The organism is Rhizobacter sp. P3_C12, assembly GCF_056402735.1.
This window is the reverse complement of sequence record NZ_JBFUGW010000126.1, coordinates 1-18,552: the sequence shown is the minus strand read 5'-3', so window position 1 is coordinate 18,552 and position 18,552 is coordinate 1. Positions and strand designations below refer to the sequence as shown.

At 71.2% G+C, this 18,552-nt stretch carries 17 protein-coding genes and 1 pseudogene; 8 read left to right on the top strand and 10 right to left on the bottom strand.

Features of this window, described 5'->3' with window-relative positions:
• Nucleotides 1-564, top strand: a 564-nt coding sequence (locus tag AC1DXV_RS19255) for a hypothetical protein (protein ID WP_477935020.1), incomplete at its 5' end; no start/stop codon positions are given.
• On the opposite strand, the gene AC1DXV_RS19250 is transcribed toward AC1DXV_RS19255, so the two are convergent.
• Nucleotides 565-1,692, bottom strand: coding sequence for an aminotransferase class V-fold PLP-dependent enzyme (locus AC1DXV_RS19250; RefSeq protein WP_477871178.1), 1,128 nt, complete (start codon nucleotides 1,690-1,692; stop codon nucleotides 565-567).
• A gap of 68 nt (nucleotides 1,693-1,760) precedes the next feature.
• Between AC1DXV_RS19250 and AC1DXV_RS19245 the strand changes: the two genes are divergently transcribed.
• Complete coding sequence (locus AC1DXV_RS19245) at nucleotides 1,761-2,564, top strand: ChaN family lipoprotein (protein ID WP_477935018.1); 804 nt, start codon at nucleotides 1,761-1,763, stop codon at nucleotides 2,562-2,564.
• 107 nt (nucleotides 2,565-2,671) lie between these two features.
• Here AC1DXV_RS19245 and AC1DXV_RS19240 read toward each other — a convergent pair whose 3' ends face one another.
• Nucleotides 2,672-3,550 (bottom strand): LysR family transcriptional regulator, encoded by an 879-nt coding sequence (locus tag AC1DXV_RS19240; protein WP_477935016.1) that lies wholly within the window; start codon nucleotides 3,548-3,550, stop codon nucleotides 2,672-2,674.
• A 135-nt stretch (nucleotides 3,551-3,685) separates the two neighbouring features.
• Between AC1DXV_RS19240 and AC1DXV_RS19235 the strand changes: the two genes are divergently transcribed.
• Entirely contained in the window at nucleotides 3,686-4,708 is a 1,023-nt protein-coding gene (locus AC1DXV_RS19235; RefSeq protein WP_477872820.1) for a DMT family transporter, read from the top strand.
• Here AC1DXV_RS19235 and AC1DXV_RS19230 read toward each other — a convergent pair.
• The 5 genes and pseudogenes from AC1DXV_RS19230 to AC1DXV_RS19210 form a co-directional block, all read right to left on the bottom strand.
• Nucleotides 4,708-4,785, bottom strand: a pseudogene (locus tag AC1DXV_RS19230) (hypothetical protein); the annotation flags it as partial. The gene AC1DXV_RS19235 and the pseudogene AC1DXV_RS19230 sit on opposite strands and share 1 nt — an antisense overlap.
• A 161-nt stretch (nucleotides 4,786-4,946) precedes the next feature.
• Nucleotides 4,947-5,261: a CopM family metallochaperone gene (copM, locus tag AC1DXV_RS19225; protein WP_477872818.1), complete on the bottom strand. Its 315-nt coding sequence runs from the start codon at nucleotides 5,259-5,261 to the stop codon at nucleotides 4,947-4,949.
• A complete protein-coding gene (locus AC1DXV_RS19220) occupies nucleotides 5,258-6,625 on the bottom strand; it encodes a beta-propeller fold lactonase family protein (protein WP_477935014.1) in 1,368 nt (455 codons plus the stop codon). Before AC1DXV_RS19220 ends, copM begins: the two co-directional genes overlap by 4 nt.
• A gap of 58 nt (nucleotides 6,626-6,683) precedes the next feature.
• Complete coding sequence (locus AC1DXV_RS19215; RefSeq protein WP_477870422.1) at nucleotides 6,684-7,505, bottom strand: anti-sigma factor family protein; 822 nt, start codon at nucleotides 7,503-7,505, stop codon at nucleotides 6,684-6,686.
• Nucleotides 7,505-8,017 (bottom strand): RNA polymerase sigma factor, encoded by a 513-nt coding sequence (locus tag AC1DXV_RS19210; RefSeq protein WP_477870420.1) that lies wholly within the window; start codon nucleotides 8,015-8,017, stop codon nucleotides 7,505-7,507. Before AC1DXV_RS19210 ends, AC1DXV_RS19215 begins: the two co-directional genes overlap by 1 nt.
• Before the next feature lie 79 nt (nucleotides 8,018-8,096).
• On the opposite strand from AC1DXV_RS19210, the gene AC1DXV_RS19205 reads away from it, so the two are divergent.
• Nucleotides 8,097-9,065, top strand: a complete 969-nt coding sequence (locus AC1DXV_RS19205; protein WP_477870418.1) for a DUF3616 domain-containing protein — start codon at nucleotides 8,097-8,099, stop codon at nucleotides 9,063-9,065.
• Between the two features lie 3 nt (nucleotides 9,066-9,068).
• Here AC1DXV_RS19205 and AC1DXV_RS19200 read toward each other — a convergent pair whose 3' ends face one another.
• Nucleotides 9,069-10,043 carry a M28 family peptidase gene (locus tag AC1DXV_RS19200; protein WP_477870416.1) on the bottom strand — a complete coding sequence of 325 codons (975 nt, stop codon included), beginning with the start codon at nucleotides 10,041-10,043 and terminating at the stop codon, nucleotides 9,069-9,071.
• Between the two features lie 95 nt (nucleotides 10,044-10,138).
• Entirely contained in the window at nucleotides 10,139-11,077 is a 939-nt protein-coding gene (locus tag AC1DXV_RS19195) for an AraC family transcriptional regulator (RefSeq protein ID WP_477935012.1), read from the bottom strand.
• A 119-nt stretch (nucleotides 11,078-11,196) separates the two neighbouring features.
• Here AC1DXV_RS19195 and tehA point away from each other — a divergent pair, with 119 nt between their 5' ends.
• From tehA to AC1DXV_RS19175, 4 genes are all read left to right on the top strand, one after another.
• Complete coding sequence (gene tehA, locus AC1DXV_RS19190) at nucleotides 11,197-12,207, top strand: dicarboxylate transporter/tellurite-resistance protein TehA (RefSeq protein ID WP_477935010.1); 1,011 nt, start codon at nucleotides 11,197-11,199, stop codon at nucleotides 12,205-12,207.
• Between the two features lie 104 nt (nucleotides 12,208-12,311).
• On the top strand, nucleotides 12,312-13,268 hold the full coding sequence (locus AC1DXV_RS19185) for a hypothetical protein (protein WP_477935008.1): 957 nt from the start codon (nucleotides 12,312-12,314) through the stop codon (nucleotides 13,266-13,268).
• A gap of 35 nt (nucleotides 13,269-13,303) precedes the next feature.
• A complete protein-coding gene (locus AC1DXV_RS19180) occupies nucleotides 13,304-14,614 on the top strand; it encodes a lipase family protein (protein ID WP_477869390.1) in 1,311 nt (436 codons plus the stop codon).
• Nucleotides 14,615-14,618: 4 nt separating this feature from the next.
• Nucleotides 14,619-15,182, top strand: coding sequence for a hypothetical protein (locus AC1DXV_RS19175; protein ID WP_477869388.1), 564 nt, complete (start codon nucleotides 14,619-14,621; stop codon nucleotides 15,180-15,182).
• A gap of 7 nt (nucleotides 15,183-15,189) precedes the next feature.
• On the opposite strand, the gene dnaB is transcribed toward AC1DXV_RS19175, so the two are convergent.
• Complete coding sequence (gene dnaB, locus AC1DXV_RS19170) at nucleotides 15,190-18,537, bottom strand: replicative DNA helicase (protein ID WP_477935022.1); 3,348 nt, start codon at nucleotides 18,535-18,537, stop codon at nucleotides 15,190-15,192.
• Nucleotides 18,538-18,552: the final 15 nt, after the last annotated feature.

The window sequence follows — 18,552 nt, the reverse complement described above, 5'->3', positions numbered from 1 at the left end:
GAAGAAGGCGGCACACGAGGCCGCAGTTCACCRGCACCGCTGACGCAGCGGCTGCTCGAATTGCGCAATGCCTGCGCGCTGTGCAGCGATGAAGCCCAGTTCATCGCGATGGCGCGGCGGCGGCTGCAACCGGTGCTGCCGCATGGCTCGCTGATCGCGGCCATCGTGYGCATCTCACCGGCGCATCTGCGCCTGGTTCATGCGATTGCGGTGGGCCACCCGGCCGATGTGCTGGCCCGGTTGCCGCGCGAGCTCGACCTGGCCGATCGGCCGGCGCTGAAGCGCTGGCTCGATTCGGGCGAGCCGCAGAGCCTGGCCTTGCCCGGCGATGCCGAGCGGATGTCGGCGCGCGAGCAGTGCGAGCTCGAAGCGCTGGGCCTGCGCCGGGTCGCGCTGCATGGCCGGATCGACCTCGGTGGCATCGTCGGCAGCTGCTTCAGCTTCGGCAACCTGGGCGATGCGGTGAGTCCGCCGCAGGCACTGGAGCTGCTGCGGCTGGTGATCCCGCCGCTGCACGAGGCCTTGATGCGCGTCTGGCGCCGCGAGCGCCCGATGCCGCGTTGATCAGCGAAGACGCTCCAGCGCATTCGCCAGCTGCTGCACCGTGCGGTCGACATGGGCCAGCTTGTCGAGCCCGAACAGCCCGATGCGCCAGCTGCGGAAATCCGCCGGTTCGTCGCACTGAAGCGGCACGCCGGCGGCCGTCTGCAGCCCGAGCCCGGCGAACTTGCGGGCCGACTGGATCTCGGGGTCGTCGGTGAAGCTGACCACGACGCCGGGTGCCTCGAAGCCGGCCGCGGCGACGCTCTTGAAGCCCTTCTGCGCCAGCAGCGTGCGCACCTTGGTGCCCAGCTGCTGCTGGGCGCCGCGCGCGGTCTCGAAGCCGAAGCGCTCGGTCTCCTGCATGACCTCCCAGGTCTTCGTCAGCGCATCGGTGGGCATCGTGGTGTGGTAGCCGAACGCGCCGGCCTCGTAGGTCTCGGCGATCTGCAGCCACTTGCGCAGGTCGCAGGCGAAGCTGGTGCTCTGCGTCTTCGCCATGCGGTCGCGCGCCGCGGCGCTCAGCATCACGAAGGCGCTGCCCGGCGAGCCGCTCCAGCCCTTCTGCGGCGCGCTGATCAGGATGTCGACGCCGGTGGCCTGCATGTCGACCCACATCGCGCCCGACGCGATGCAGTCCAGCACGAACAGGCCGCCGGCCGCATGCACCGCATCGGCCACCGCCTTCAGGTAGTTGTCGGGCAGGATCATCCCGGAGGCGGTCTCGACGTGCGCCGCGAACACCAGCGCCGGCGACTCGCGGCGGATCGTCTGCACCACCTCGTCGATCGGCGCTGGCGCATACGGCGCCTGGTAGCCCGAACCGGTGGGCCGCGCCTTCAGCACCGTGGCCGCCGACGGGATCGAGCCCATCTCGAAGATCTGCGTCCAGCGGTAGCTGAACCAGCCGTTGCGGATCACCAGCACGCGCTGGCCGGTCGCGAACTGCCGGGCCACCGCCTCCATGCCGAAACTGCCGCTGCCCGGCATCACGATCGCGGTCGGTGCGTGGTAGGTGCGCTTCAGCGTGTCGGTGATGCCACGCAGCACGCCCTGGAACTTCTTCGACATGTGGTTCAGCGCGCGGTCGGTGTAGACCACCGAGAACTCGAGCAGGCCGTCGGGATCGACCTGGGGCAGCAGTCCGGGCATGGGTGTCTCCGTCAAGGTGTTGTGGGGCGCAGCGTAGCACCGGTCGGTTCCCTGCCATCATCGTGCGCATGCGATTCGATTTCAGCCTGTGTTGCGCCGCCGCCGTGCTGCTGGCGGCCTGTGACCCTCATCTTGTCCGTCCACCCGCCGCTGCGCCCGTCGTGCTGCTCGGCGAGGTGCACGACAACGCCGCGCAGCACGCGCTGCGGCTCGCCGAGTTCAAGCAGTTGCTCGACGGCGGCGCGCGCCCGGCGCTGCTGATGGAGCAGTTCGACCGCGACCGCCAGCCCGAGATCGACCGGCTGCGCGCCGCCTCGCCRCCGCCGACGGCCGCGGCCCTGGTCGCCGCGGTGRCCGGCGGCGACTCCGGCTGGAACTGGCGTTTCTACACGCCCTTCGTGCAGCTGGCGCTCGACCACGGCCTGCCGATCGTCGCGGTCAACGTGTCGCGCGCCGAGAGCCGCCAGGTGATCAGCAAGGGCCTGGCCGGCACCGGCTTCTCGGCCGACGTGCCGGAGGCGATCTGGTCGGCCCAGGCCGGCGACATCGAGGCGAGCCACTGCGGGATGATCGACGCCGCCACCGCCCGCCGCATGGCCGGCGCGCAGGTCGCGCGCGACCAGTTCATGGCGCGCATGGTCGAGGCTCATGCCGACCGCGGCGTGGTGCTRCTGGCCGGCAACGGCCACGTGCGGCGCGATGTCGGCGTGCCGCGCTGGCTGGCCGACGGCACGCGCGCGCGCAGCCGCAGCATCGGCTACCTGGAGGACACCGACGTGCCGCCGCCGGGGGCGTACGACCGGGTCGTCGTGACGGCGCCGCAATCGCGCGAGGACCCGTGCAAGGCGATGCGCGCTCCCCGTTCGCCCTGACCTGTCGAAGGGTCCGATCATCCTGAGCTTGTCGAAGGACCTGAGCCTGCCGAAGGGCCTGCTCGCACGGCACCAGGCTTCGACAAGCTCAGCCCGAACGGAGCTGCTCAGCTCCACGTCTCCTGCACCGCCGCGCGCACCGCCACCGTGGCCGGCGACAGCCGGCTCTCCGGCGGCGACGCGAAGCAGATCCAGGTGTGCGCCCGCCAGTGCTTCCAGATGCGCAGCTCGCCCTGGCGTTCGGCCTGCTCGGCCTGGTCCAGCCGCACGACGCCGACGCCCATGCCGCTGGCCACCATGCTGCGCACCACGCCCTCGGTGCTGGCCGACGCGCCCGCCTGGTACTCGCGGCCGCCGGCGGCGAACAGCGCATCGATGTGGGTGCGCAGCACGCAGCCGTCCGGCGTGCCGATCCACGGCTGCGTCATCAGGTCGGCCAGCGACGGCTCCGGATGGGCCGCCGCAAAGGCCGGCGGCAGCGCCACCACCAGGTCGACCGTCGAGAGCCGCTGCACCTGCACGCCGGGCACCTCTTGGTGGTCGGTCATCACATAGGCGCAGTCGAGTTCGCCGCGCTGCAGTGCCAGCAGCATCTCCGACGACAGCCCCTGCTGCAGCTGCAGCGTGACCTGCGGGTTGCGCTGCGCAAGCCGCAGCAGCGCATCGCCCAGGCGCAGCGCGATCGGGTCGCTGACGGTGCCGAAGCGCACCACGCCCTGGGCCGCGCCGCGCAGCTGCGCCGCGGCCGAGCGCATCCGCCCGGCCGAGGCCAGCGTGCGCTCGGCATCGTCGAGCAGCCGGCGGCCCTCTTCGGTCAGGCCCATGCCGCGCGGCGTGCGGTCGAACAGGCGCACACCGAGTTCGTCCTCCAGCGCCTTGATCTGCGCGCTGACGGCCGGCGGGCTCGTGAACACGCGCTCGGCGGCGCGCGTCAGGTTGCCCTCCTGCGCGACCGCGACGAAGGTCTTCAGTTGATACAGCTCCATGGCAGCGGATTGTGGCCAGCGTCCGTGCGGCTGTCAGTTCGCATTTCCTGAGGCCCTGCTCCGAATTGGCGAATGGCCTTGCAGGGCCCGGCTGCCGAGACTGGCGACATCGCATTCGATCTGCCGGAGCCCGCCATGACCTTCTCACGTTCGCCTTCGATTGGCATGGCCGGGCTGCTGCTCGCCACCACGGCCTGGGGCAGCCTGTTCCTCGCCAGCAAGCCGGTGCTGCCGCACGTCGACCCGGTGTGGTTCACGCTGCTGCGCTACAGCATCGCGACGCTCGGCTTCATGCTGGTGCTGCGGCTGCGCGGACCGATTCCGTGGGGCGCGCTGCGCCAGCATGGCCGCTGGCTGGCCGGGCTCGGCTTCATCGGCTATGGCGTGTTCAGCGCGATGGTGCTGGTGGGCCTCGCGCATTCGGTGCCGTCGCACGGCGCGGTGATCATGGCGACGATGCCGATCACGACGCAGCTGGTGCGCTGGGCGCTCGACGGCCAGCGGCCGAGCCGCAGCGCGATCGCCAGCACGCTGCTGGCCCTCATCGGCGTGGCGATGGTGTCGGGCGCGCTGACGCAGGGCGCCCCCCGCGCGCAGGCCTCGACGCTGGTCGGCGACCTGACGGCACTGGCCGGCACGCTCGGCTGGATCGCCTACACGCGCGGTGCGGCGCGCCTGCCCGAGCTCGACGTGATCAGCTTCAGCGCGCTGAGCGCACTCGCTTCGTGGCCGCTGTTGTGCACCGCGACGCTGCTGCTCGCGGCATTCGGGCTCGCACCGGTCCCGAGCGCTGCGGCAGCCTGGAACGCCTGGCCGGCCCTCGTCTACATCGGCCTGGTGCCGACGGTGTTCGGGGTGCTGGCCTACAACTTCGGCGTCAGGCAGCTGGGCGTGGTGACCGGCACCGCGTTCCTGAACTTCGTTCCGGTCTCGGTGCTGCTGATCGGTGCCGCGATGGGCTCACGCCCGGCCGCGCATGAGCTGGCCGGGGTGATGCTGGTGGTCTCGGGCTTGCTGGTGCACACGCTGTCGCAGCGTGTGCAGGCCGCTCAGCGGCCGGTGCCGGCCGGCGACATCGACAGGAAGGCGCTGGTGTGCAGGTCGCCCCGGCCGCAACGGCTGTTGTCGATGGCGCGCATGCGGCGCTCGAGTTCGTAGATGTCGGTCGATTCGGCCAGCCAGGCCTCGTCGTAGCCGCCGCGCGGCTGGGTTCCACCGGCAAATGCGTTGCGCATCGCGCTGGAAATGGCATTGATGAAGTTCATGTTCTATCTCGGTCCGTCTTGTGGTCGGTTTTTTCTCAGTCAGTGCACCCGTCGTGCGGGTTAACACCTAGGTGTCAGTGTAAACCCTGATGTGTGTACCGTCTGTGACGGAACCCGCCGACCCCTCGGTTTCAGGGGCCTCGCTGCCCTCCCAGCAACGGAAACGCCACACCACCCGCCTGTGCACCCCGCCTGCGCAGCTGCTGCAGCCGGCGCGCCATGCCATCGATCTCGATCGTCTGGCCGGCGATGATCTCCTCGGCCAGTTGCCGGGTCGCCGGGTCGCGGCCGTGCTGCAACACCAGCCGGGCCATGTCGACTGCACCGGCGTGGTGCGGAATCATCATCGCGAGGAAGTCGACGTCGGCATCGCCGGTGTAGCCCGGGCCGTGCATGTCGCTCATCATCCGCGCCATCGATTCGTCCATGTCCTCCTCGAAGTTCATGCCGTCTGCCCCTTCTCGCCGACGCGCACGTAGACGAGGTTGATGCTCTTCTTGTTGCGCAGCGCACCCGACGGCAGCGCCAGGCTGCCCAGCGGGATCTGCGCGAGGAACACCGGCGCGAACGGGTCGCTCACGTCGAAGGCGCTGCACACCGTCTGGCCGGCGCCCGGGGTCTCGGGCAGCTCGTCCTGCTCATGGGCCACGTAGAGCAGCGTGTTCTCCGGGTTGGTCCACAGCCCGTGCGCCTCGCGGCCGTGCGAGAAGAAGCTGCCGACCATGCGGCGCTGCCCCGCCGGCGCGACGCGGTCGACGATCGCGATGCGGCTCGAGGCGATGCCCTGCGGCCCGCCGTCATCGACCCGCGCGAGGCTGGCGTACACGACGCTGCCGCGCGCATTGCGCACGAACTCGACGTGGTTGGGCCGCGCGTTCGGGCCGAGCGGCACGTGGTCGAGCTTGTCGAAGGCGCCGTGCGCCGAGCGGCACGAGATCGCATCGGCCAGCTTGTGCGAGAGCCACAGCTCGTTGCCGTCGGCGGTCGTCTTGATGAAGGGCGTGAAGCCGAACGGGTCCTGCGCGGCGATATCGAGCGTCGCGACGCGCTGCGGCCGCGAATGGCCCGACGCATCGGGGTTGACGCGGAACACGTCCAGCTGCGGCGTCTTCTGGCTCGCGACGAAGGCCCATTGCCCGTCGATCGAGAACCAGGCCTGCGACGGGCCGTTCAGCGTCGGCAGCAGGCTGCGCAGTGCCGGCACGCTGCCGCCTTCGAGCTGGCGGCGCGCGAGCTCGACGTCGAGGATCGCGATGCGGTTCTCGCCGCGCAGCGTGACCCACAGCTCGCGGCCGTTGCGCGTGAAGCTCGGCTCGTGCGGCTCGCGCCCCAGCAGCAGGCCGCCGGACACGCGCTCGGCATTCGTCGACGGGCCGGCCGCCGGGTTCGGCAAGTTGCCGATGACGCGGCGCTGCGCCGCATCGATCAGGTACACGTTGCTGGAGCCGCGCCCGGTCGTCGCGAGCAGGCGGCCATCCGGCGACGGCACGGCGCCATGGGCGTCGATGCAGCCGTGGTACAGCGGCTTGTGGATCATCGCCGCATGCGTCGGCGCGACGCCGGCGGTGACGAAGCGGAACGGCGGACGCGGGTCCTCGTCGAAGCTCGTCAGGTTGATCGTCGACTCGACGGTGTTGCTGCGCGGGTCGATCACGACCAGCGTGTTCGAGTCCTCGTTGGTGATGAAGACGCGGTCGCGCGGGTCGACGCCGAGGGGTGTCGTCGGTGACGCGATGCCTTGCACCATCGCGGGCCAGGCGGCCGATGCCGAGCCGGCTGCGGCCAGCTTCAGGAGGTCTCTGCGTTGCATGGGAATGTGTGAGTGAAGGGACAGGGATGGAACAGGTGAAGGGAGGGAGGAAGCGGGTTCAACCCGGCGCCAGCTGCCGGTGCACCTCCTGCGCGACGCGCAGCAGGTCCTGCCGGTCGGCGCCACCGGAGATCGCGTAGCCGACCTGCCGGTCGACCCAGTAGAAGACGTTGACCGGCCCGTCCCGGCCGAAGCGGAACGCCGTCGTGGCGCCACCGGGTGCCTCGCGCGTCACGTACAGCGTCATGCGCTGGCCGATCGCGTCGTGGTACATGAACTGCGCGACCGGGCCGCTGTCGCCCGGCAGCAGCCGGCCGCCGATCAGCTCGTAGCCGACCGCCTTCAGCAGCGGTGGCCGCACCTGCGTGCCCAGGCGCTTCGACAGCCATGCCACCAGCGCCTGCTCCTCGTCGGCGCCGACCTCCACCGGCCGGCGGATGTCGGGGCTGTAGACGACATGCGCCACCGCGGCGCGGCGCGCGAAGCCGCTCAGGTCGTCGCCGGTCGAGGCCGAGCGCGCCCCGTCGACGAAGGCGGCGCGCACCCGCGCGTCGTCGATCGTGCCGCGCGCCCACCAGGTGGAGGCCGCACTCAGCAGCGCGATCGACAGGCCGGCCGCGAGGCTGCGCCACGGCCAGCGAGGCGCGGGCAAACGCCACTGCACCGGCTCATGCAGCACCGGATCGAGCAGGCGGTGCAGCGCCTCGTTCTGCTGCCGCCAGGCCTGCACGCGGGCCTGTTCGTCCGGGCGCGCAGCGAGATGCCGCAGCACCTCGGCATCGCGCGCCGGATCGAGCTGGCGGTCGACATGCGCATGCAGGTCGGCTTCGGTGACGGGGAGAGGCGGCCGGGGGCCGTTCGCGTGGAGATCTTGCGTCATCATTTCACCCGCTGGATCCTGGGTTGCACGTGGCCGCCCTGCAGTTCGGCACGCAGCCGTTCGCGGGCCCGCGACAGGCGCGACATCACGGTGCCGATCGGCACACCGACGATGCGCGCGACATCCTGGTAGCTCATCTCCTCGACGCCGACGAGCAGCAGCACCTCGCGCTGCTCGGCGGGCAAGCGTGCCAGCACGCGCTCCAGGTCGCGCAGCTCGAGGCCGTCGGTCTGCGTCGGCCGGTCGGGTGGCTCGGGCGGCTCGGCGTCGACCGCTTCCTCCGGATGGCTGCGCAGCGTGCGCACCCGGTCGATGAACAGGTTGTGCATGATCCCGAACATCCACGCCCGCAGCTCGCCGCGCCGCTGCCACAACCCGAACCGGCTGCAGGCGCGCTCCAGCGTGTCCTGCACCAGCTCGTCGGCGCGATCGCGGTCGCCGGTGAGCCCGCGGGCATAGCGCCGCAGGTGCGGGATGCCGGCGACGATCTGGGATTCATCCTCTGAGCGCATGAAGAAGTTCGAGGTAGCGACATCTGCACAGACGGGCGACGATCCCGGTTTATTCCGCAGGGCCGCGAAAATGAACCGGATGAAGACCCCACCCCGCCGCTGGATCGCCGGCACGCTGATGCTGTTCGCCGCGGCGAGCGCCAACGCCCAGGCGCCCGAACGCTACCGAGGGCTGTGCGACGCGTCGGCCGCCATCGCGCTCGACGCCCGGCACTTCGTGGTCGCCGACGACGAGCACAACAGCTTGCAGGTCTTCCGCCGCGATGCGCCGGATGCGGTCGGGCGGGTCGATCTCGACAGCTTCCTCGGCACCGGGGCCGGCCGCGAATCCGACATCGAGGGCGCGGCCGAGACCGGCGGCGTCATCTACTGGATCGCCTCGCACGGCCGCAACAGCGGCGGCAAGAAGCGCGACGAGCGGCACCGGCTGTTCGCGACCGAGCGCGTGCCCGGCGCCGCGCCGCCCACGCTGCGCCCGCTCGGCACGCCGTACACGCGGCTGCTCGACGACCTGCTCGACGCACCACAGCTGAAGGGCTACCACCTGAAGGACGCCTCGAAGCGGGCGCCCGAGGCACCGGGCGGGCTCAACATCGAGGGCCTGGCGGCCACACCCGGCGGTGCGCTGCTGGTGGGGCTGCGCAACCCGCTGCCGCGCGGGCGGGCGCTCGTCGTGACGATCGCGAATCCGGCGCAGGTCGTGCGCGGCCAGCACGCGCAGATCGGCAGCGTGTTCGAACTGCCGCTCGACGGCCGCGGCATCCGCAGCCTCGAGCGCGTCGGCAACGGCTACCTCGTCGTCGCCGGGCCGCCGGCCGATGAAGGCAGCTTCGCGCTGTACCGCTGGTCGGGCCGCGCCGGCGAGGCGCCGGTGCCGGTGTCATCGGTCGCGCTCGGCAGCCTGCGGCCCGAAGCGCTGTTCGAGTGGCCGGGGACGGGCGAGGTGCAGGTGCTGAGCGACGACGGCGGCATCCGCATCGCCGGCACCGAGTGCAAGACGCTGCCGCCGGCGCAGCGCGCGTTCCGCAGCCTCGTCGTCAGGCCCTGAACCTCAGAGGGCCCGCGTCACCGCCCACACGCCCTGCACCACCTGCGCCATGCGGCGGTAGTCCAGCTTCTCCCAGCTGTCGCCCGCCTCGTGGTAGTGGCGATTGCGCAGGAAGGCGGTGTCGGTGACCATCAGCGCCGGCATGCCGAGCGCCCAGTAGCTCAGGTGGTCGGAGAAGTCGATGCCCTGCAGCGCCGTCGGCGCATTGATCGATTGCACGCGCAGCGCGCTCGCGCCGGCCACCGCGGCCTTCACCTCGCGCGTGAGGCCGAAGCGTTCGAGCCGGCCGACCACCGCGATGAAGTCGCCGCGATCGCCGTACACCAGCGGCATGCCGGGCACCGGGTAGCGCTGCGAACCGGGCTCGTCGGAGAAGGTCCCGATCATCTCCAGCGCCAGCATCAGGCGCGGCTCGCGGCCGGCGGCGCGCAGCGACTGCGCGTGCACCGCGCTGCCCATGTCGGCACTGCGGAAGTACGGCGGCTCCTCGAGCGTGTAGGCGACGAGCTCGACCGGCCGCGGTGGCGGATCGCGCGCGAGCAGGCGCGCCAGTTCGAGCAGGCCCGCGACGCCGCTCGCGTTGTCGTCGGCGCCGGGCGTCGCGTCGCCCTCGCCACCGTCGTGCGAGTCGTAGTGCGTGCCGATCACGAGCGGTGCGCCGTCTGCCGGCCCGAAGCGCGCCACCAGGTTGCGGTGGCGGGCCTGGCCCACGGCGAACTCCTGCACGCGCACCACCGCACCGGACGCACGCAGCGCATCGGCCACGTAGTCCGCCGCCGCATCGAGCCGCCCGGACGGCCCCGCCGCGCGCGGGTGCAGGTCGACCGAGAGGCGGCGCACATGCGCCTTCAGCCGTTCGGCGTCGACCTCGGGGGCATGCGTCACCACAGGCATCACGCCAGGCTGCGTGACGGCGAACCATGCTGCGGCCAGTGCCGCGAGCACGCCGGCGAGAACGATCCAGAGCCCTCTCTTCATGCGCGATCCTTCGAAATCGGAAGCTCGCCATCGTGCCGACGGCAACGCATGTCGTGGCCCGGCATCCGACGACCGACCGATTCGGGGCCGCGACCTCAGGCCGGCGCGTCCCGACCGCCGGCCGCGCGCCGGAACCGCCCCGGCGTGATCCCCGCATGCCGCGTGAACGCGCGGTTGAAGGCCGCCTCCGAGCGGTACCCGACCGCCTCGCCGACCGCAGCGCTGTCCTGCCCGCCCTGCGCCAGCAGGCGCGACGCGAGTTCCATGCGCAGCGTCGTCAGCAGCTCGATCGGCCCGCAGCCGGCGGCCTGCTGGAACTGCCGCGCGAACGTCGCCCGCGACAGGTGGCAGCGGCTCGCCAGCTCGTCCACCGTCCACGCCTGCTGCGGTTCGGCCAGCATCGCCTGCAGCGCCGGCGCCAGGCGCTCGCGCGCCATCAGGCCCAGCACGCCGCGCTGCTGCGGCTGCTGCGCGAGGTGCGCGCGCAACGCCAGCGTGAACAGYGTGCCGCACAACCCGGCGACGATCGCCGCCGCGCCCGGCTGCTGTGCCTCGATCTCGTGCGCCATCATGCCGACCAGCCCGCGCAGCCAGGCCGCACCGGGTGTCGCGTCGAAGGGCACGACGATGTGCCCGGGCAGCGCATCGAGCACGCTGCTGCGCCGCCGCCCCGCGAACTCGAACTCGCCGCACAGCAGGTCGAGTGCCACGGCGTCCGGCTGCGCGAGGTTGGTCTTCAGCGGCAGCACCGGTCCGTCGACCTGCCGGATCGCCGGCCCGCGCCGCGCCGTGACGCCGCGCACCACGTGCGCATCGCCGTGCGGCAGCACCAGCAGGCTGCCCTGGCGCAGCGGGATCGCGCGCCGCTGCGCCGGCAGCCACACCTCGCACTCGCCGGCCAGCGCCACGTGGAACGGTGCCCGCCACGGCCCGACCGCCGTGTGCGGCACCGAGAAGCCGGGGCCGAACAGACAGCGCAGGTCCATGCGACCGCGCAGGTCGAGCGTCGCCACCAACTGGCTCAGCGCATCCATCGGCAACACCTCCGTTCGAGACGATGGAGCAATTATCCGAGACCGGCCGGCATTCAACATCGCAGCACGCCCGCCTACAGTGGCCGCATCCGACCTCGCGTCGCCGCCGGATCCCCGCCATGAACCTGCCAACCCGCTTCCGCCTTCCCGCAATCCCCGTCTCGTTCTTCAGCATCGCCGTCGGGCTGCTCGCGCTCGGCAATGCGTGGCGCGCCGCAGTGCGGCTGTGGGCCCTGCCGGCCTGGGCGGCGTCGGCGGTCAGCGCCACCGGCCTCGTGGTGTGGGGCGTGCTGCTGGTCTTGTATGCGCTGACGTGGCTGCGGCACGGCGCGCAGGCGCGTGCCGAACTGCAGCACCCGCTGCAATCGTCGTTCGTCGCGCTGGTGCCGGTGTCCAGCCTGCTCGCCGCGGTGGCCCTGCAGCCGCTGGCGCCTGCGCTGGGCTTCGCGGTGTTCATCGTCGCGCTGCTCGCCTCGCTCGGCATCGGCGCCTGGCTGTTCGGCCGCATCTGGCAGGGCGGGCTGACGCCCGAGCTCGTCACGCCGGCGGTCTACCTGCCGGCGGTCGCGCAGAACTTCGTCGCCGCGCTCGCGGCTGCGGTGTTCGGCTGGCCGCAGGTGGGCCTGTGGTTCTTCGGCGCCGGGCTGCTGTCGTGGCTCGCGATCGAGTCGGCGATCCTGAACCGCCTTGGCACCCGCGGGGCGCTGCCAACCGCGATGCGGCCGCTGCTCGGCATCCAGCTGGCGCCGCCGGTGGTTGGCGGCGTCGCGTGGATGGCGCTTGGCCAGCCGGGGTCCGATGCATCGTCCGACCTGTTCGCACAGGCGCTGCTCGGCTACGGCCTGTACCAGGCGCTGCTGCTCGCCCGGCTGCTGCCGTGGATCCGCGCGCAGGGCTTCACGCCGTCGTACTGGGGCTTCAGCTTCGGCGTCGCCGCCCTGCCGACGCTCGCGATGCGCCTGGCCGCGCACGGCGGAGACGGCGCGGTGCAATGGCTGGCGCCGATCGCGTTCGCAGCGGCCAATGTGATCGTCGTCGCACTGGTGATCGGCACGCTGCGCCTGTGGATCGGCGGCCGGCTGCTGCCTGCCGCGGCGGCACCGGCATCGAGCCCTGCACCGGCTGTCTGACAGGCTCGCCAGGATCCCTCGAACTTGGGGGGTCCGCGCCGCGGCGGTGCGCCGGGTGACTTTGGTCGAACGCCACGGCGCGACCCGGCCGCAATAATGGCCCGATGCCTGCACGACGAGACAAACCCCGCCCGCCGCGACGGTCGACTGCCGCCCACCGGGCCGGCATCGGCCTGCTGGTGCTGGCAGGTGTGTTCGCCGGTTGCGGGCCGGCCCAATCCAACGAAGGCGGCAACGGCATGATCTTCGGCCTGTTCAAGAGCAAGCTGACGTCGACCGTCAGCCCGCAGCTGGGCGCTTCGCTGGTGCGCGAATCCGCCTGGCCCGCCTCGCTGCCGGCGCCGCCGGCGGCGGCGTATCCGCAAGTTCGCAACGTCAGCATCGACGGCGGCCTGCCGCCGGCCGGCACGCTCGCGGCCGCGCGCGCGGAGCATCCGCCGGCCGAGGCTTTCGTGATCGACGTCGCCGCGGGCCAGCCGGGTCTCGCCGTCGTCAACACCTACGAGCCGGAGCGCCGCACGCAGCTGTGGCAGCTCGATGCCCGCGATGCCCGCCGCTTCGACAAGCAGCGCACCGCCACGTTCGATCCGGCGCAGGCCAAGTGGCTGATGTACAGCGCCGAGGCGGTGCTCGCGCTGCCGGGCCGGCAGGTGCTGATCCAGCTGAAGTACCACCGCCCGCAGGCCACCGACGGCCTGTTCGTCTACGACACCGAGGCCGACCGCGTGCGCAGCTTCGGCAACGTCGAGCCCGACTGGTCGCGCGGCCTGCCCTTCCGGTTCGTCGACAGCCTGCAGCTGCGCCCCGACGCGCTGCTGGTGCGCTACCAGACCGAGAAGGAACGGCTCGGCCCGCAGCGCTACGTGAACCACTACGAGCACCTGGTGCTGTTCTCGCCGCGCCACCGCGACGGCCTGGAGCTCGTGAAGCTCGGCCTCGACGACGGCAGCGTGCGGCGCTGGGGCCTCTCCGGCAGCAAGCTCTGGTTGCAGACCGCCGACGACCGGGCCTCGCCGCCGCGCGAAGCCATCTGGTCGCTCGACCTCGCCCGCGCGCTCTGACGCACCCCTGACACGCACCACCGCATCGGACCCCCATGTCGACACCGATCAATGAATACCTGACGCCGCAAGAGGCCTCGTACATCGCGCACAACGCGTACTTCACGCTGAAGGACTGGATCAGCGGCCAGCCGACCATCGGCATGGAGACGCGCGCCAACGTGCGCAAGATGGTCACCGGCGACGGGCTTGGTGCCGCAGCCCAGGGCGGCGGCGCCAACACCTCGTTGAAGCCCACCGAGCTCGGCGGCGCCCACCTCGACCGGGTGTTCGCCGGCTCCACCGCGGGCGTCACCACCGGCTTCGGCTACGTGCTGAGCTTCAACCGCGCCGGCAGCAAGCAGGTCGTCATCGCGACGCGCGGCACCCGCGCCGAGCACTCCAAGGCCGACCTGCTGACCGACCTGCGCGCGTCGATGACCGGCTTCGGCGACTTCGGCCTGGTGCACCAGGGCTTTCGCAACACCTTCGACAGCGTGAAGATCGGCCTGAGCCGCGACGACCGGCGGATCATGGATGCCGACGTGGTGCACTGCGTGGGCCACAGCCTGGGCGGCGCGGTCGCGACGCTGGTGGCGGCGCATTTCTCGTCGCGCGGCAAGGCGGTGAAGCTCTACACCTTCGGCTGCCCGCGCGTCGGCGCACTCGGTGCGCAGAGCGCGATGGAGCAATCGCTCGGCAAGCACAACATCTTCCGCGTCTCGCACGACCTCGACCCGGTGACGATGGTCGGCCCCTACCCCTACGGTCACCTGAACGGCCAGCCGGACGATGCGAACAACATGATGCTGGTGTCGCCCACCGGCCAGCTGCTCAGCGTGGCCAACCACGACATGACCGAGTACGTGCGCAGCGTCGGYGGCACCGAGATGAACTGGCAGGCGGTGCGCGGCCTGGGCGGTGCGGTCGAGCGCGACAACGCGGTGCTCGCGCGCTGGCTGCTGCGCAGCTCCGACAACCCCGGCTGGCTCACGCAGCGCGCCGCGCAGGGCCTGAGCTACCTGATGAAGGCCTTCTCGCACCTGCTGAAGCAGCTCGGCTTCGTGACGATCGCCGGGCTGACCGGCATCGACCTGTTCTGCGTGGTGCTGGCCTCCAACATGACGAAGATCGCCGAGATGAACTCGCAGCTGATGGACTGCATCCTGCAGGCCGCCCGCTGGGCGCGGGTGGTGGTGTCGAACGCGGCGCAGCTCACCGCGACCGTGATCCGCGCGATCCTGAACGCGATGTTCAGCGTGCTGCGGCCGATCGCGGTGAACGCGCTGCAGAGCGTCGGCCGCGGCACGCCGCTGCCGCTGCTGATCGGCGGCGCCACCGCGCTGGCCGGTGCGCTGATCGGTTGACGCGATGGACCGCGACGCCTTCGAGCACCTGTACCTGCACGCCCACACGCTGGCCGAGTTCGGCTTCATGCGCGCGATGGCGGGGCTGGCGAGCAGCGACGTGCCGGCGCTCGCGCCGGAGCAGTTCGCCGCGAATGCGGCCGCTGCGGACCAGATGCTGAAGCTCGATGAGGCGAGCTTCGACTGGTCGGCGCTCGACGGCGTGGCGGGCTTCGGTGCCGGGCCCGCTGCCGACGAGAACCCGGTGGCCGGCTACGACGGTCCGACCTTCTCCGAGGCGCTGGCGATGGACGACGAGGTGGGCGGCGATGCGCTGCCCGAGCTGGCGAACTACCTCGAACGCGCGCAGGCGGCGCGGGCCCTGCTGCAGGGGCGCATCGCGCACTCCTGGGCCACGGTGGACCGGCAGGCGCTGGAGGATGCGGTCGCCGGGCTGCCCGGCGATCTCGCGCCCCTCACCGGGCCGTTGAAGCTCGAGGATTTCGAGCGCTGGCTGGCGTTCTACGAGCAACGGCACGCCGCGCTGGACGCGCTGGTGACGCAGATCCGGCGGCTCGAGCCGTTCTGACCACGCGTCAGTACATGTCCCCGCCGCCGCCGCGGTCGCTGCCGGGCGCGAGGTTCTCGAACTTCGTCAGCGGCTTCAGGAACGCGAGCCGCACCGTGCCGGTCGGGCCGTTCCGCTGCTTGCCGATGATGATCTCGGCGACACCGGGGTCCTTGCTCTCGTCCTTGGTGTAGTAGTCGTCGCGGTAGATGAACATGATGACGTCTGCATCCTGCTCGATCGCGCCCGAATTGTGGGTGACGATGCCGTCGGCCAGCCAGCAGGCCGGGCCGGGCACGGTCAGGTCGAAGCACTCGGCCTCGCCCGCCGGCTCGATGGACACCACCTGGTCCCAGAACAGATCGGACTCCGCCCATTGCAGCAGCCTGGCACTGCCGAGGCGGTGCGCATAGTCGGCCAGCACCGCGCGCGACGGCGCGAACTGGAAGTGCGAACTGCCCCCGTACGAGGTGCCGCGCGCTGCAGCCATCGCACGATGGCTGATGCCCTGTTCCTGCATCAGCCCACGCACCTCATCGAACAGTGCCTGCGGCAGCGTGTCGACGTTCGGATTGGCGACCTGCGACGACAAGCGCTCGCGCAGCGCATCGGCGGGCGCGCAGCGCGGGCCGAACGCCCCGACCTGCGTGAGGAAGCGCAATTGCTGTTCCGCGCCGCTCACGTCGACATTCCACAGCGGCCGAGCACCGACTTGCAGGATGCGCCGCAGGCGCGCGACGATGCCGAAGCGCATCAACAACGAAGCGACGTCACGCGCCAACCTCTCGCTGCAGGTCGCGAAATAGACCCGCGCCGAGCCCTTGCTGCCCAGCGGGCGCACATGGATGCAGCCGTCGGTGGCCCACAGGTGGCGCAGGAACAGCGCGACCTGCTCGTTGCCGAGTGCGAACACCGGTTGCGGGACGTGCTTCTCGTGCGAGCGCTGCCCGAACACGCCCAGGCCCTTGAGCCACGCCCCCACGCCCGCGGGATGCCAGCGGTTGCCGTTGCCGGCGATCACGAGCTGGTGCCATTGGCCGCGTCCCACGTGACGGCTGACGGTCGAGCCGATCGCCTGCGCCGCCTCGGTGACGGCCGCGCTGTTCTCCTCGGACGCCGTCGTGTAGCGCATCGGCTGGCCGCTCAGGTAGCTGCCATCGCCGATCAGGTGTGCCAGCAGCACGAGCTCGGCCTCGGCCCAGCGGCCGTGCTGCGAAGGCTCGGGAATCGCGCGCGACAGCGCCATGCGCTCGCCGGGCGTGATGTCGCCCAGCTCCTTCCAGCCCTGAGCCGTCAGCATGCGGTGCTTCGCCGTCGCGACGATCGAGCGGCCACTGGCCAGCGACAGCGTGAAGACCGGCTTGACGCCCACCGACCAGACCTTGTCGCTGTGCGCGCGCACGACCTTCTGCGCCTCGCTGACGGCCAGCACCTCGGGGGTCTGGCCGACCAGTTCGCGGATCGGCCGGCGCTCGCCATTCGCCAGGCAGACCAGCGTGTCGCCGACCACGCACTCGCGCAGGTCGCTCATCATCGGCCGCTTGTCGGTGCGTGTCTCGACGCTTCGGTTCAGCTGCGACAGCGCGATCACCGGGCACTTCAGTTCCTTGGCCAGCGACTTCAGGCCGCGCGAGATCTCGCCGATCACGGTGGCGCGGTTTTCCTCGCTGCCGCCGCCGCTGCCGCTCATCAGCTGCAGGTAGTCGACGACGATCAGGCCGAGCTGCCCGCACTGCCGCGCCTGGCGGCGCGCACGGGCGCGCAGCTCGCTCGGCGACAGCGCCGAGCCTTCGTCGATGAAGACCGCTGCCTTGCCGAGCTTCTCGACCGCCTCGGACAGCCGGCCCCATTCGTCGTCGCGCAGCTTGCCGGTGCGCAGGTTGCTCTGGTCGATGCGGCCGAGCGAGCCGACCATCCGCAACGCGAGTTGCGCCGCGCCCATTTCCATCGAGAACACGACGACCGGCAGGCCCTCGTTCACCGCGACGTTCTCGGCGATGTTCAGCGCGAAGGCGGTGTTGTGCGTGACGACGTCTTCGTCGGTGATGTACAGCCGCTGCGGATGCGACACCGAGATGCACTGGCACGGCGCGCGGCGCGACGGCTCGATCGCGCTGAACGTCAGCCGCTTCTGGCGCTGCCAGCGCTCGGGCGCGCGGGCCTGCTTGTCCGACAGCAGGAACAGCGAGCGCGGTTCGGGGTGCGAGATGTGGCACACGTAGGCCGGCAGGCCCGGCACGCGCATCCCGGCGACATTGGTGAAACGAGGCGCCTTCTCGCTGATCGTGCACCAGCCGCCGAGCGAGCGGACCAGCGCAGCCACGTCGTCGGCCAGGCGGCGGCTCGAGGTGCTGAAGCGCACGCTGCCCCAGCGCTCGACCCAGCCATCGGTGTCGAGCAGGCCGCGCAACAGGTCGAGCCGGCGCTCGCGGCTGGCGGTGAGGTACGACTCGGGAATGAACTTGCGGTCGCTGGGCAGGCCCGACAGGCCGAGCGCTTCGAGCGCGGTGCGCAGCGGGCTGGGCTGTGAGCCCAGCAAGCCGGGCACGTGGCCGCGGTCGCAGCGCACGATGCGGTAGTCGCAGCGGCCAGCATGCGTGACTTCCATGCCGTCGCCGGCGCGCTCGGCGACGCGCTCGATCATTTCGGGTTCTGCCGTCGAGAAGCGGACCGAACCGGTGCCGGTCAGGCAGCCATCGCCTATCAGGGCGCCGAGCAGCCACGGGTCGACCGGCAATGCGTCGATGTGACCGAAATCCCCGGTCGCGCAATCGATCCAGAGACGACCCTGGTAGCGCGGCTTCTGCAACATCACCCGCAGCTCGGCGGTGCTCAACACGCGCGGCGCTTTCCAGCTGCGGAAATGCACCCGCCACAGGTGCTCGTCGCAGCATTCGGCCGAGCGACCATCGGAGAAGCGGATGCGCCAGACGTCCTTCTCGCCCTGCGGGTAGAGGCCGGTGACGATCGACGGCCGACCGTCGACCGATGCGACCGCATCGCCGACCTCGAGCTCGCCCATGCGCTTCCAGCCCGACAGCGTGCGCACCCGCGCATCCAGCGGCTGCGCCTTGCCCATCGAAGGCCGCGCCGCCAGCACGATCAGGTCGCCCGGCTGCAACCCGGCGGTCATGCGGTCCATGTCGAAGAAGCCCGTTCGCACGCCGGTCACTTCCTCGGCGCCGTTCTCGTGCAGCTCGTTGACGCGGTCGATCAGCTGCACCACCAGCGTGTCCATGCTGATGAAGCCCTGGCGCGAGCGTGAACCTTCTTCGCCGATCTTGAAGATCTTGCTCTCGGATTCGTCGAGGATCTGCGAGACCGGCCGGCCCTGCGGATTGAAGGCCGCGGTCGCGATCTCGTCGCTGGCCGCCACCAGCTTGCGCAGCAC